12 protein-coding genes and 1 riboswitch are annotated in these 13,301 nt (G+C 51.6%); of the genes, 11 read left to right on the top strand and 1 reads right to left on the bottom strand.

Going from position 1 to position 13,301, the window contains the following annotated elements:
• Window positions 1–439: 439 nt before the first annotated feature.
• On the bottom strand, window positions 440–2,194 hold the full coding sequence (locus tag BLQ36_RS10145; RefSeq protein WP_074515477.1) for an Rqc2 family fibronectin-binding protein: 1,755 nt from the start codon (window positions 2,192–2,194) through the stop codon (window positions 440–442).
• A gap of 163 nt (window positions 2,195–2,357) precedes the next feature.
• Here BLQ36_RS10145 and dapF point away from each other — a divergent pair, with 163 nt between their 5' ends.
• From dapF to BLQ36_RS10090, 11 genes are all read left to right on the top strand, one after another.
• Entirely contained in the window at window positions 2,358–3,191 is an 834-nt protein-coding gene (gene dapF, locus BLQ36_RS10140; protein ID WP_074515476.1) for a diaminopimelate epimerase, read from the top strand.
• A gap of 24 nt (window positions 3,192–3,215) precedes the next feature.
• Complete coding sequence (locus BLQ36_RS10135) at window positions 3,216–4,094, top strand: YicC/YloC family endoribonuclease (protein ID WP_074515475.1); 879 nt, start codon at window positions 3,216–3,218, stop codon at window positions 4,092–4,094.
• 15 nt (window positions 4,095–4,109) lie between these two features.
• Complete coding sequence (gene remA, locus BLQ36_RS10130) at window positions 4,110–4,400, top strand: extracellular matrix/biofilm regulator RemA (protein ID WP_033169147.1); 291 nt, start codon at window positions 4,110–4,112, stop codon at window positions 4,398–4,400.
• 2 nt (window positions 4,401–4,402) lie between these two features.
• Window positions 4,403–5,005 (top strand): guanylate kinase, encoded by a 603-nt coding sequence (gene gmk / locus BLQ36_RS10125; RefSeq protein ID WP_074515474.1) that lies wholly within the window; start codon window positions 4,403–4,405, stop codon window positions 5,003–5,005.
• Complete coding sequence (gene rpoZ, locus BLQ36_RS10120) at window positions 5,005–5,241, top strand: DNA-directed RNA polymerase subunit omega (protein WP_231473835.1); 237 nt, start codon at window positions 5,005–5,007, stop codon at window positions 5,239–5,241. The genes gmk and rpoZ overlap by 1 nt, the downstream gene beginning before the upstream one ends.
• Before the next feature lie 3 nt (window positions 5,242–5,244).
• The gene (coaBC, locus tag BLQ36_RS10115; RefSeq protein WP_074515473.1) at window positions 5,245–6,453 is read left to right on the top strand and encodes a bifunctional phosphopantothenoylcysteine decarboxylase/phosphopantothenate--cysteine ligase CoaBC; all 1,209 of its coding nucleotides are present in this window, start codon (window positions 5,245–5,247) and stop codon (window positions 6,451–6,453) included.
• 112 nt (window positions 6,454–6,565) lie between these two features.
• Window positions 6,566–7,561 carry an ABC transporter substrate-binding protein gene (locus BLQ36_RS10110; RefSeq protein ID WP_074515472.1) on the top strand — a complete coding sequence of 332 codons (996 nt, stop codon included), beginning with the start codon at window positions 6,566–6,568 and terminating at the stop codon, window positions 7,559–7,561.
• A gap of 82 nt (window positions 7,562–7,643) precedes the next feature.
• Window positions 7,644–8,522, top strand: a complete 879-nt coding sequence (locus tag BLQ36_RS10105) for an ABC transporter permease (RefSeq protein WP_074515471.1) — start codon at window positions 7,644–7,646, stop codon at window positions 8,520–8,522.
• A gap of 1 nt (window position 8,523) precedes the next feature.
• Window positions 8,524–9,318 carry an ABC transporter ATP-binding protein gene (locus BLQ36_RS10100; protein ID WP_074515470.1) on the top strand — a complete coding sequence of 265 codons (795 nt, stop codon included), beginning with the start codon at window positions 8,524–8,526 and terminating at the stop codon, window positions 9,316–9,318.
• 171 nt (window positions 9,319–9,489) lie between these two features.
• Complete coding sequence (locus BLQ36_RS10095; protein WP_074515469.1) at window positions 9,490–11,175, top strand: glycoside hydrolase family 13 protein; 1,686 nt, start codon at window positions 9,490–9,492, stop codon at window positions 11,173–11,175.
• A gap of 108 nt (window positions 11,176–11,283) precedes the next feature.
• Entirely contained in the window at window positions 11,284–13,077 is a 1,794-nt protein-coding gene (locus tag BLQ36_RS10090) for a methyl-accepting chemotaxis protein (protein ID WP_081342314.1), read from the top strand.
• A 107-nt stretch (window positions 13,078–13,184) separates the two neighbouring features.
• A riboswitch (SAM riboswitch) is annotated at window positions 13,185–13,289 on the top strand.
• Window positions 13,290–13,301: the final 12 nt, after the last annotated feature.

The raw sequence follows: 13,301 nt of genomic DNA, 5'->3' as shown, positions 1-13,301 counted from the left end.
GAGAACGCAGGCAAAAATTTCTTGCTTCACGCGGAACGTCAAGGCTACGCTTATGGTACTGGGGCCCCCGCCGCCTCGGTTAGAGTCGGCACGAATTGCTGCGCCCTCGGAGGGGGGAGCCCCGCGAAACTTGCCACAGACTCAGCCGCCGCTAGGGGCAGTGCCATAAACGAAGCGTTTGATGTTTTTCGTGAAGAACGAAATTTTTATCCTCACTTTTCGTCGAAAAATTGCTACCGTTCAAGCGAAGCGCGTTTTGCAACTTTTTCGATGCTTAATTAAAGATAAAAATTTCGTTTAGAAAAACATCTCCCGTGGAGTGTTGGCACTGCCCCTAGCGGTGGCGAAGAGCTGCTTCGAATAAGGTTCCACTAACCGATAACCTGTAATTTTATGGCAAAATGGCCCGCTGACTTTGGTGTGTCAGCGGGCCATTATTTTATTTTTCTTTTAGAAGGAACGGACGCAGTTCTTCTTCGTTGGGGGTGATGTATAGTGTCTTTTGGTTGGTGAATATGACAAAGCCTGGCTTGCTGCCGGAGGGCTTTTTGACGTAGCGGATTTCCGTGTAGTCCACGGGAATTTTGGAGGAGCCCTGGGCTTTGCTGAAGTGGGCGGCAAGGCTGGCGCAGAGCAGGATGTTGTCTTCGCTTACGGGCTCGCCGCCGTTGCGCAAGATGACGTGGGAGCCCGGGATGTTCTGGGTATGGAACCAGGTGTCGTTGAAGCTGGCCGTCTTGCAGGTCAGCTTGTCGTTCTGGTAGTTGTTCTTGCCGATGAAGATGTCGATGCCGTCCGGCGTCTGGAAGTGGAAGGGATGGGAGGGCTTATCGTTGTTCTTGCGCTTGAGTTTTTCCCGCAGGTAGCCGCTTTCCACGAGCTCGTTGTGGATTTCGGCGATTTCCCCCAGGCTTTCTGAAGCTAGTAGGGAGGCTTCGATGCTTTCAAGATAGGTGATGTTGTCTTCGCATTCGCGGCGCTGAACGCGCAAGAGCTCCTGGGCGCGTTTAAGCTTGTCGTATTTCTTGTAGCAGGCCTGCATGTTCTGGATGATCGTATAGCGCTGGTCCAAAGGAATCGTGATGGTCTCGCCAGTTTCGCTGTAGATGTTGGCCACGGTGATTTCGCTGTCTGCATGGTCCTGGAACTGGTACTGATAGGTCATGAGGTTGTCGCCACGAATCCTGTATTCTTCGGCGTTTTCCGCCGCCGCGATTTCCTCGTCGAGTTTCACGAGTTTGTTCTCGGCACGGTTTAGTTCGTTCTTGACGAGTTTTTTGAACCGGTCTTTGTCGGGGAGCACATAGCTGCCCGCAAGCTGGTCGGCCTTTTCCAGCATGGCGCTGATGGTGGGGAAGGTCAGGCTCGTTCCCTCTGGCAGATAGTGGAGGGGAAACGAGCTCATGGCCAGGATTTTTTTGTTTTCACCTAGTACCAGCACAGGAGAAGCCTCTTCGTTGCTGGCGGCGGTGCGGATTTCCATAAGGGCATCCCGGATGGCCGCAAAGTCCACATCTTCAAGGGTGCCGATGCGGGTGCTGGGGGCAAGACCCGCCGAAAAACAGGTTTCCTTGGCCGAGACGGGGCCAAAGCCCATGCAGGCAGCGAGCAGGGCTTTATCGAGACGCTGCTCACCATCGGCTTTTAGGGCTTCCATGATGGCATCGAGGTCTGCGGTAAAGAGGTCGAGTTTATCCTGCCCCGGCGGCAGTTCATAGGCATCGCCAGGCAGGACTGTGCGCACGCGGCTGCTGTTGGCACCAATCTTGCGCAGGGCGTCGATAATGGTGCCTTCCTGTACGAGGATGATGTTGCTGTATTTGCCCATGAGCTCAAGCACAAGGGTCTTGGTGACAATCTTGCCGCCAGCGGCCAGGGAATCGATATCCATGAGCAGCAGGCGGTCGAGGCCGTGTTGGCGGATGGCAGCGATGCGGCCGGTTTCAAGCTGTTTGCGCAGAACCATGCAGAACACCGGCGGCTCTGGTGGGTTCTCGAGATTGCGCTCGAGAAGATGGGCCGAAGGATTCTGGGAGTTAATGGAGATGTGCAGCAGGTAATTTTGTCCAGGCTGTCGAATGGACAAGATGATAGACTGTTTGTTGGGCTGGGTGATTTTATCGATGCGCCCGCCGGCAAGGGTCGCGTTGAGCTCCCGGGCGAGGGCATGCATGGAAAAGCCGTCAAGACTCATGATGATGCTCCTTTGCAATTCGTAGGGTATAACTTCTAAATTATATCATTATTGGCAGGGCGGGGCAATTCGCGGCGGTCAATTTACCGTTGTACTCTTGCATAAGATAACGAAAACCAATATAATAAGAAAATGAGTAACTAGAATTAGGAGGCTATGTTCGATGAACTTTACGAAATGGCAGGGGTGCGGCAACGATTTTGTGCTTTTGGACTGCCGCGAGCAGGAGCCCGATGATTATGCGAAGCTTTCCCAGAAGGTATGTGACCGGCATTATGGCATTGGCGCGGATGGTATTCTCGTGGTATTGCCGTCGGATAAAGCGGATTTTCGCATGCGTATCTTCAATACGGATGGCAGTGAGGCGGAGATGTGCGGCAATGGCATCCGTTGCTTTGCTCGGTATCTCTACGATTATAAACTGATCAGCAAGACCGAGTTTACGGTGGAAACTGGTGCCGGTATTCTCGTGCCGAAAATCATCCTGGAGGGGGATAAGGTAACGGGGGTTCAGGTAGATATGGGGGAGCCTCATCTTTTGGGGGATGAGATTCCCGTCGTTGGCTTTGACGGCAAGAAGGTCATCGCTGAGCCCATTACAGTGGATGGCACGACCTACGCGATGACAGGAGTATCCATGGGCAATCCCCATTGCGTTATCTTTGTGGATGATGCGGAAAACTTCCCCATTGAAGAGCTTGGCACCAAGTTTGAACATCATTCGATGTTCCCCCGCAAGACCAATACGGAATTTGTCGAGGTCAAGGATCGTAGTCACGTGCGCATGCGCGTTTGGGAGCGCGGGGCTGCGATTACGCTAGCCTGCGGTACGGGTTCCTGTGCTACGGTGGTAGCAGGCGTGCTCAATGGCAAAATCGACCGCAAGGCCGAAGTTCAGCTCGATGGTGGCAAATTAATCGTCGAGTGGGCCGAAAACAATCACGTATTCATGACGGGCCCGGCAGAATTGGTATTCACGGGTAACTTTTCCGAATAATGGTTTGTGGAAAGAGGCGGCTATATGCTTAAAAGCATGACGGGATTCGGTGCGGCCGTGGCTGAAACCGAGGATTATAAGATTTCGGTGGAACTAAAGGCGGTAAACCAGCGATTCCTGGAAATCAATTTTCATATGGGGCGTCCGTTAAATGCCTGGGAAGATGCCCTGCGGAAGGCCATCAAGGAAGTGGTGGCCCGGGGCAAGATGGATGTATTCATCAATTATGTTGACAAGCGCGAAAATCAGACGGAGATTCGAGTGGATAAGGGCTTGGTGTTAGCTTATCAGCAGGCCCTAAACAATATGAGCGACATGCTCCATGTGGCTCGTCCTGACGATGTGCAGGTCTTTGCCGGTTTTCCCGATGTGCTGAAAGTTGACACTTCCGCCAATCTGGAGGGGATGAAGCCAGTTTTGCTCCAGGCTATCCAGGAATCGCTGCAGGCCTTTGATAAGATGCGGGCAACGGAAGGAGAAAACATCCGTAAGGATTTCCTAGTGCGGATAGAAAAACTTGAGGGAATGCGCCAGCGAATCCACGAAATTGCGCCGGCAATTGTGTCGGCCTATCGGGAGCATCTGCGGCAGACCATTGCCCAGGCATTGGAGTCCCAGACCTTCGACGAGACCCGCCTGATTCAGGAGACGGCAATTTATGCCGACCGGGTGGATATCACCGAGGAGCTTGTCCGGCTGGAAAGCCACTTTGGACAGTTCCGCCAGATTGTTGAGACCGCAGCCGAACCGGTGGGCCGCAAACTGGATTTTCTCATTCAGGAAATTAATCGGGAAACCAATACCATCGGTTCGAAAGCGAACAGCACGGAAGCTGCTCAACTGGTTGTGGATATGAAGAGCGAGATTGAAAAACTTCGCGAACAGGTCCAGAATATCGAATAAAGAGGAGGACGCCTCATGGATATCAAACTCATAAACATTGGCTTTGGCAATATCGTATCAGCAAACCGCATCGTGGCTATTGTAAGCCCCGAATCGGCACCCATTAAACGCATCATCCAGGAAGCCCGCGATGGCGAGCGCCTTATTGATGCGACCTATGGCCGTCGCACCCGCGCGGTCATCATCATGGACAGCGACCATGTTATCCTGTCGGCGGTTCAGCCCGAGACGGTGGCGCATCGTGTCGATGTGGACGATGATACTGAGGCGAAAGCGGAAATAAAAGAGAAAGAAGACGAAGCGTAAGAATGAGCAGAGGATTATTGATTGTAGTTTCCGGCCCGTCGGGGACGGGGAAGGGAACGGTCTGCGGGGAACTTCTCGCGCAGACTCCAGAGCTTGCCTATTCCATTTCAGCGACGACGCGCAAGCCGCGCGAGGGCGAGGTTGATGGCAAGAATTACTACTTTATGGACAAAGCAGCCTTCGAGAAGATGATCGAGGAGGGTGGTTTTCTCGAGTATGCCAATGTCTATGGCAATTACTACGGTACCCCAATAGGAAAGATTGAGGAACGTCTCGCCGCTGGTGAGGACATTCTGCTGGAAATCGATACCCAGGGGGCCCTCAACGTCATGAAAAAGTGCCCGGATGGGCTCTTTATCTTCCTGCTGCCGCCGTCCATCGGGGAACTGGAGCGCCGCATTCGGGGCCGTGGTTCCGAGACGGCAGAATCCCTGGCAAAACGTCTGGGGGCAGCCAAGGAAGAGATTGCCATTGGCCGCCAATACGGCTATGTGGTAGTAAATGACACGGTAAAACGCGCGGTGGAGCGCATCAAGAGCATCATGATTGCCGAGCACTGCCGTGTCGACAAGAATTACGATAAATTTGAGGAGTTGGAACAGTAATGAAAGCAAATAACAATCCTGAGATGAGCATGGTAAATCCGTCCACGGATACGCTGATGAGCCAGGTGGACAGCCGTTATGGTCTCGTAGTCTGCGCTTCCAAGCGCGCCCGTCAGTTGCTGGATGGCGAGGAGCTTAAGGAGCTCAAATCCAAATCGACGAAGAATGTTACCAATGCGCTGGAAGAGATTGCCGAGGGCAAAATCAACTATCGCATTTCCAAAGCGGACCTCTAAGTTATGGAACTCGCAGGTAAGAAGATTGTCCTGGGCGTAACAGGCGGGATTGCCGCTTATAAGGCCGTAGAGATTGTCGGCCGCCTGCGCAAAGCAGGGGCCGAGGTTCATGTCATCATGACCAAGGAAGCCACCCAGTTTGTAACGGAGCTGACCTTCCGCGAAATCAGCGGTCAGCCCGTGGTATCGGACATGTGGGAAAAGGTGACCAATTACAACGTGGAGCACATTGCCCTGGCCAACTTGGCGGATCTTATGCTCATTGCTCCGGCAACGGCCAATATCATCGCGAAAGCGGCGGTGGGGATTGCGGACGATATGCTGTCCACGACGATTCTGGCGACGAAGGCCCCCGTTTACATGGCGCCCGCGATGAATACGAATATGTATGAAAATCCCATCACCCAGCGAAATATCCAAGAGCTGTGCAAGCGGGGATTTCATATGATTGAACCGGCAGCAGGACACCTTGCCTGCGGTATTAGCGGCAAGGGCCGCCTGCCGGAGCCGGCGGATATCGTGCGCATCGTAAGTGAGGCTTTGACTAGTCAGAATTTGACTAGTCAAAAATTGACCGGTAAAAAAATCCTCGTCACGGCAGGGGGCACCATTGAGCCCCTTGACCCGGTGCGTTATATCGGCAACCGGTCCACGGGCCGCATGGGGTATGCGGTGGCAGCAGAAGCTGCCCGCCGCGGGGCCGAGGTGGTGCTGGTTTCGGGGCCATCGGTCTTAGAAGACCCAGCGGGGGTTCGGGTCGTTCGCGTTGAGACGGCCCGGCAGATGCGGGAGGCCGTTTTGCGGGAATTTCCAACCTGTGCGGCGGTCATTAAGTCCGCCGCCGTGGCGGATTACCGCCCAGAAGTGGTGGCTGAGCAGAAAATCAAAAAGAGCGATGAGGATTTGACGCTGAAACTGGTGCGCAATCCGGATATTTTGCTGGAGCTCGGCCAGAAAAAGCAGCAACAGGTACTCGTGGGCTTTGCTGCCGAGACCTGTCAAGTGGAAGAGTACGCCCGCAAGAAGCTGGCCAAAAAGAATTTGGACTTCATCGTAGCCAATGATGTGTCCGAAGCCGATGCAGGCTTTGGGGTTGAGACCAATCGCATCAAACTCTTTGACCGCGCCGGCAATATGACGGCGTATCCCCTCATGAGCAAAAAAGAGCTGGCAGGGATTATTCTCGACCATGTCGCTGGGGTTTTGAAATAACCCCTAACAAATGTCTGCCCACTAAAAACAAAACTAGACTTTATTTATGTAACACTGTATAATAATATTTGTTATTGTACAGTGTTACATTTTTTTTAAGGATGGGGATTATATGAAATTGTCAAGAAAAGCAAAAGTATTGGCCCTGGGGATTGCGACGATGCTGGCAGCTGGTGCAATGGCTGGCTGCGGTTCGGAACAGTCAGCGGGCAATAAGACTTATAAGATTGGCGTGGTCCAGCTGGTGGAACACAGTGCTTTGGATGCCGCCAATAAGGGCTTTGTTGATGGTTTGAAGGAGCGTGGATTCGAGGAAGGAAAGAACGTTACCTTTGACCAGCAGAATGCCCAGGCAGACCAGTCCAATCTGCAGAATATCGCCCAGCGTTTTGTCAGCGGCAAGATGGATTTGATTTGTGCCATTGCAACGCCGGCGGCTCAGACCATTGCCAATGCTACGAAGGATATTCCTATTCTGGGCACGGCCATCACGGATTATGTGGGTGCCAAACTCGTGACCAGTAACGACCGTCCGGGGGCTAACGTGTCGGGAACCAGCGACATGAACCCTATCAAGGAACAAATCGATTTGCTTATGAAGATTTGCCCGAACGCCAAGACCATTGGTACTATCTACTGTTCCAGTGAAGTGAATTCCGAAGTTCAGGTAAAGGCCATGAAGGAATACGCGGAGTCGAAGGGGCTGACAGTGAAAGTAGCTACGATTTCCACGGTCAATGATATTCAGCAGGCTGCGCAGAGCCTGGTCGGTGAAGTTGATGCTTTCTATGTGCCGACCGATAATATCATTGCATCGGCAATGCCGAATCTCGTCGCCATCACCGATGCAGCCAAGAAACCAGTATTTTGCGGAGAGCCGAATATGGTCAAGGCTGGTGGCCTTGCTACTTACGGCATCGATTACTACAAACTGGGGGTACAGACGGGCCACATGGCTGCCGATGTATTGGAGGGCAAAGCCAAACCAGCGGAGATGCCAATCCAGACCGCCCAGGATCTCAAGGTCGTCATCAACAAAAAGAATGCGGCCGCTCTGGGGATTACGCTTCCAGCCGATGTGCTGAACGGAGCCGAAGTGGTAGAATAACAGCAGAATTTGACGCAGAGGGGCGTTTCGGATGCTGTCGCATTCGCTGCGCTCCTTTGTCATAAGCAATAGGAGATACATTATGGATTTAGTAATCGCTACGGTCTCGCAGGGCCTTTTGTGGGCACTGCTGGCAATTGGTGTTTATCTGACCTTTCGCGTCCTCGACATTGCGGACTTGACGGTTGAAGGAAGTTTCCCCTTGGGAGCTGCAACCGCCGCTACTCTCATTGTGGCCGGCAGCCATCCGTTGGTAGCAATTATTGCCGCCTGTGTGGCGGGGATGCTGGCCGGGGTCATCACTGGTATTCTTTGTACGAAGTTTAAGATTCCCGCTCTTCTGGCTGGAATCTTGACTATGATTGCCCTCTATTCGGTAAACCTTCGCATTATGGGCAAAGCCAATCTGCCCTTGTTGCAGCAGGATACAATTTTTACCATTTGGAATCTGGGAATGGATAAGATGATGACCACTTTGGCCATTGGCGCTGTCATTGTGCTGGTGGTGGCCATGCTGAATTATTGGTTCTTTGGTACGGAACTTGGTACGGCGGTCCGGGCCACGGGCTTTAATCCCCATATGATTCGCGCCAACGGCATCAATACGGATAACATGATTGTGCTGGGACTGTTGCTCTCCAATGGTCTTGTGGCCATTTCAGGCGCCCTTGTCGCCCAGAGCAACGGCTTTGCCGATGTGGGCATGGGAGTGGGTACCATCGTCATTGGCTTGGCGTCGGTTATCATCGGCGAAGTGCTCTTCGGTACCCGCAGCTTTAAGAATTGCTTGATTTCTGTCATTTTAGGCTCGATTGTCTATCGCGCGGTTATCGCCATCGTGCTGCAGATGGGAATGCCGCCAAATGATTTGAAACTCTTCACGGCAATCTTGGTGGCCTTGGCACTTTCGATGCCGCTGCTACAGGCACGCTGGAATAAAATCAGGAAAGGGGGCCGCTGAGATGCTTCATATCGAAAAAATTTCTAAGACATTCAATCCAGGAACCGTCACCGAAAAGCTGGCACTTCATAATGTGAATCTCCATCTTGCCCCTGGGGATTTTGTCACCGTTATCGGTGGCAACGGCGCCGGTAAATCGACGCTTATGAACTCCATTGCCGGGACGTATCCGGTAGATGAGGGATGTATCACCATTGCGGGGACGGATATCACCAAATGGCCGGAGCACAAACGGGCCAAATACATTGGCCGGGTATTCCAGGACCCGATGATGGGAACGGCAGCTGGCATGATGATCGAGGAGAATCTGGCGATTGCCGCCAGACGGGGCAAATCCCCGACCCTTAAATGGAGTTCTTCAGCGGACAGTCGTCAGCATTTCCGGGAACTCTTAAAAGGGTTGAACCTGGGGCTGGAAGATCGGTTGGAGTCAAAAGTTGGCCTGCTTTCCGGCGGTCAGCGTCAGGCCCTGACGCTGCTCATGGCCACCATGGCCCAGCCCAAATTGTTGTTGCTGGATGAACACACGGCAGCTCTTGACCCGAAGACAGCCGAAAAGGTCTTGTCCCTGACAGATAAAATCATCAAGCAGCAGAAGCTTACGACGCTGATGATTACCCATAACATGCGGGATGCCCTCAAGTATGGAAATCGCCTTATCATGATGTATGAAGGACATATTCTCTTTGATATCGACAGTGAAAAGAAAAAGAATCTTGGTATCAAGGATTTGCTAGATATGTTTGAACAGGCAGCTGGCAGTGAATTAAATAGCGACAGTTTGCTGCTAAGCTAAATCAGCAGATAGAAAAACGAGCGTTGCGAAGGTGCAGGGCTCGTTTTTTGTACCGGATACCAGATTTTGTACCAGGGGCCATATTCTGTACCGGCGTTCGCAGGAAGTAGGGAGGTAGGAACGGAATACTAAGAAAGATAATGACTCAATTGTTGGTGGGAGGAATGCTTTATGAGCTCAGAAACGCATGCTTGGTGGAAAGAAGCCGTTATTTATCAGATTTATCCCCGTTCCTTTGCGGACAGCAATGGGGATGGCATTGGGGATTTAAATGGGATTACCGCTCATTTGGATTATCTGGCAAAACTAGGCATCGATGTGATTTGGCTGTCACCAATTTATGAGTCGCCAAATGATGATAATGGCTACGACATTTCCGATTATCGAAACATCATGGCCGAATTTGGCACCATGGAAGATTTTGACCGGCTGCTGGCTGAAGCCCATAAGCGAAACATTCGCATCGTGATGGATTTGGTGGTCAACCATACTTCCGATGAACATCCCTGGTTTATCGAAAGCCGCAAGTCCAAAGATAATCCCTATCGGGACTACTATATCTGGCGTGACCCAACGGAAACAGGCGAAGCCCCCAATCACTGGGAATCCTGTTTTAGCGGTTCAGCTTGGCAGTACGATGATTTGACCGGTCAATATTATTTGCACTGCTTCAGCCGCAAGCAGCCGGATTTAAACTGGGAAAATTCTAAAGTCCGGGAGGAAGTCTTTGACCTTATGGACTGGTGGTGCCGCAAGGGCATCGATGGTTTCCGCATGGATGTTATCTCCATGATTAGCAAAGACCAATCCTTTCCCGATGGTCCGCTTAATGCCGATGGCTATAGCGATATGTTTTCCCACGTTTGCAATGGTCCGCGGGTTCATGAATATTTGCAGGAAATGAATCGCCGGGTGCTGTCGAAATACGATTTGCTGACGGTGGGCGAGGCGGCAGGCGTTACCGTGGAGGAAGCCAAGAAATATGCCAACAGCGATGGCACGGAGTTAGGGATGGTCTTTCACTTTGAACATACCGATGGGGCGGCAAACTCAGATGCGGTTTGGGGGAAATGGACGTGCACGCCGCCAAAACTTTCCTATGTTCGCAAGATTTTAAATAAGTGGCAGCTGGAGCTGGAGGGGAAAGCCTGGGGAAGCCTCTATTGGGACAACCACGACCAGCCGCGGGTAGTATCAAGATTTGGCAACGATTCGCCTAAGTGGCGGGAAAAATCCGCTAAGATGCTGGCAACAGTTTTGCACCTGCAGAAGGGGACGCCGTATATTTACCAGGGCGAAGAAATCGGCATGACCAATCGGCATTTTTCTTCCCTGGCGGATTGTGTCGATATCGAGGAAAAAAATGCCTGGCAGCAGCTGGTGGTGGAACAAAAAATTATGGATGGAAAAGTGATGCTGAGCTGTTTTGACTGTGTGGGAAGAGATAATGCCCGCACGCCCATGCAGTGGGATGATACGGCAAACGCCGGCTTTACCACCGGTGAGCCGTGGCTGGCCGTCAACCCCAACTATCCCGTCATCAACGTCAAAGCCGCTTTGGCGGACAAACAGTCGGTTTTTTATTATTACCAGCGCCTTATTGCCCTGCGGCATACGCTGCCGATTGTGGTTTACGGCAGGTTTAAGCCCCTTCTCGAAGACAGTGAGGAAATCTATGCCTATCAGCGGATTTTGGGTGAGCAGGTTTTGGTGGTGGCGGCCAATTGGACGGATAAAGAAGTTCCCTGCGATTTGTTTGTTGGGGATCAAGATGAGGAATTAATTTCCAATTATGATACCCATAAGGCGGGATTCTTGCAGCCTTATGAAGCAAGAGTGGTGCGAAAATCACGTTAAATGGTGGTGGCAGAGAAAATTTTTCTTCCCTAGCAGGAGTTTGTCATAATTGAGTGAATATTACAATATAGGTAAGGAGTGATAGCTCGGATATAGGGAGGGGATTCTATGTTTTTTATGAAATCCGTTCGGGGAAAACTTACGGTGCTTTTTGCTACGGTAAGCGTCGTGGCGACGCTTGCCGTTGGCTGTTACTTTATTTACACGACGATTTCGGATAACGACAAACTCGTAAAAGAATACCGGCGGGAGCTTTCGGAACACTATGATCGCGAGCTCAGGTTGCAGACCGAAGGGATTGTATCGTCTTTAAACGGTATCTATGCGCGCCAGCAGGCAGGGGAACTTACCGAAGAACAGGCGAAGAATCTCGCCAAAGACGTCCTGCGATCGGTACGCTATGATGATGGTAAAGGATATTTCTTTGCCGATGAAAAGAACACCGGTATTTGCGTGGTCCATGCCGGCAACCGGAATGCTGAAGGCAAAATGCGCCGGGATGAAAAAGACCCCAATGGCGTGCCCTATATGGAAAACATGTTAAAAGAAGGGCAGAAGGATGGCGGCGGTTTCGTGGATTTTTCCTATCCGAAACCAGGCGAGTCCCAGTCCCTTCCAAAACGCAATTACGTATTGGAATTTAAACCCTATCAGTGGGTTATTGGTACGGGTTCCTGGATCGATTATATCGATGCAGAAGTAAATAAATACATCGAAGAAAATACCAAGGCGCTTTATCATAAAATCCTGATTTCCTCGCTTATCATTCTAGTGGTATCGATTATCATGGCTTTGCTTGGTGCCAAGCTGGCACAGAATTTTGGCGACCCCATTAGTTTCGTGACGGGACGCCTGCAGAAATTTGCCAAGGGAGATTATCGCCAAGAACCGGTAAAGGCCGAATATGCGCAGCGGGAAGATGAAATCGGGCAGATGATTGAAATCCTCAAGGTCTTAGGCGGCAATATGCGAACCCTCATGGGTTCCATCCGGGACTCGTCGGAACATGTCGCTTCCGATGCGGCTAATCTCAATGAGATGACGGCCCAGTCAGCAGCTGCCAGCCAGCAGGTGGCAGAATCCATTACCGATGTAGCCACGGCTTCCAATAAGCAGCTGCTGGCCGTTGATGATGCATCCAAATCTATGGACGTGTTAATGGAAAAGATTGGCGGTATGGCCCACAACGCCCGCCGGGCGGCTGTGGAGACTAAACAGGCTACGGAAAAGGCCCAGAATGGTAATGCGGTAGTCACCCGCACCGTCAAGGATATGGCCCGCCTCAGTGAAGTAGTGGGTGAGTCGGCCCGCATGGTCAACAACCTCGGGGAACGTTCGGATACCATTGGCCGCATCACCGATACGATTTCGGGCATTGCCGAACAGACGAATCTTTTGGCCCTTAATGCAGCCATCGAGGCAGCTCGTGCTGGCGACGCCGGTCGTGGCTTTGCTGTAGTAGCCGAGGAAATCCGCAAATTGGCCGCCCAGTCGGAAGAAGCTGCCAGCCAGATTGCCGAGCTTATCGGCCAGATTCAGAAGGATACCCAGCAGGCCGTTGACAGCATGCATGAAGGCACGGACAATCTCGTTACGGCCAAAGACAGCGTCGAAGAAACCGGTCGGGAATTTAACGATATCGTGGCTTTGGTCGAAAAAATAGCCAGCCGTTCCCAGCAGATTGCTGATGCCTCCAAAGAGGCCACCGATAACGCGGACAGTTGCCAGACGGCTATTCACGACATTGAAGGCATGAGCCGCAGTGTGGTGGCAAACTGCGAGACCGTATCGGCCGCAACGGAAGAACAGACGGCATCGGTGCATGAAATGAACTCCAACAGTGAGCAGCTGGCTGAAATGGCTAAAACCCTGCAAACGGAAGTGGAGAAATTCAAGGTTTGATGCTCTGCATATGGTTGCGATTGATGAGATTTATGAATTGGATTCATAAAATTACCTTGACATTATGGCTTGGGTATCGTATGATGGAACCAACAAAGCTGAATAAGAACTCATCCAGAGCAGTGGAGGGAATGGCCCGATGAAACTGCGGCAACCATTGATGCAAGTCAAAACGGTGCCAATTCCTTTAGGTTCGACCTATAAGATGAGAGTTAAGAAATCAA

Source organism: Selenomonas sp. WCT3, assembly GCA_900100835.1.
In the GTDB taxonomy this organism is placed as follows: Bacteria; Bacillota; Negativicutes; order Selenomonadales; family Selenomonadaceae; genus Selenomonas_A; species Selenomonas_A ruminantium_E.
Note: the sequence above shows the minus strand (reverse complement) of the source record. Positions and strands in the feature narration are given on the sequence as shown.

Coding starts and splice junctions, on each gene's coding strand:
- rpoZ (WP_231473835.1), top strand. CDS start 5,005: ATGAAAGCAAATAACAATCCTGAGATGAGCATGGTAAATCCGTCCACG.
- BLQ36_RS10105 (WP_074515471.1), top strand. CDS start 7,644: ATGGATTTAGTAATCGCTACGGTCTCGCAGGGCCTTTTGTGGGCACTG.
- coaBC (WP_074515473.1), top strand. CDS start 5,245: ATGGAACTCGCAGGTAAGAAGATTGTCCTGGGCGTAACAGGCGGGATT.
- BLQ36_RS10100 (WP_074515470.1), top strand. CDS start 8,524: ATGCTTCATATCGAAAAAATTTCTAAGACATTCAATCCAGGAACCGTC.
- BLQ36_RS10090 (WP_081342314.1), top strand. CDS start 11,284: ATGTTTTTTATGAAATCCGTTCGGGGAAAACTTACGGTGCTTTTTGCT.
- gmk (WP_074515474.1), top strand. CDS start 4,403: ATGAGCAGAGGATTATTGATTGTAGTTTCCGGCCCGTCGGGGACGGGG.
- BLQ36_RS10110 (WP_074515472.1), top strand. CDS start 6,566: ATGAAATTGTCAAGAAAAGCAAAAGTATTGGCCCTGGGGATTGCGACG.
- BLQ36_RS10135 (WP_074515475.1), top strand. CDS start 3,216: ATGCTTAAAAGCATGACGGGATTCGGTGCGGCCGTGGCTGAAACCGAG.
- remA (WP_033169147.1), top strand. CDS start 4,110: ATGGATATCAAACTCATAAACATTGGCTTTGGCAATATCGTATCAGCA.
- BLQ36_RS10095 (WP_074515469.1), top strand. CDS start 9,490: ATGAGCTCAGAAACGCATGCTTGGTGGAAAGAAGCCGTTATTTATCAG.
- dapF (WP_074515476.1), top strand. CDS start 2,358: ATGAACTTTACGAAATGGCAGGGGTGCGGCAACGATTTTGTGCTTTTG.
- BLQ36_RS10145 (WP_074515477.1), bottom strand. CDS start 2,194: ATGAGTCTTGACGGCTTTTCCATGCATGCCCTCGCCCGGGAGCTCAAC.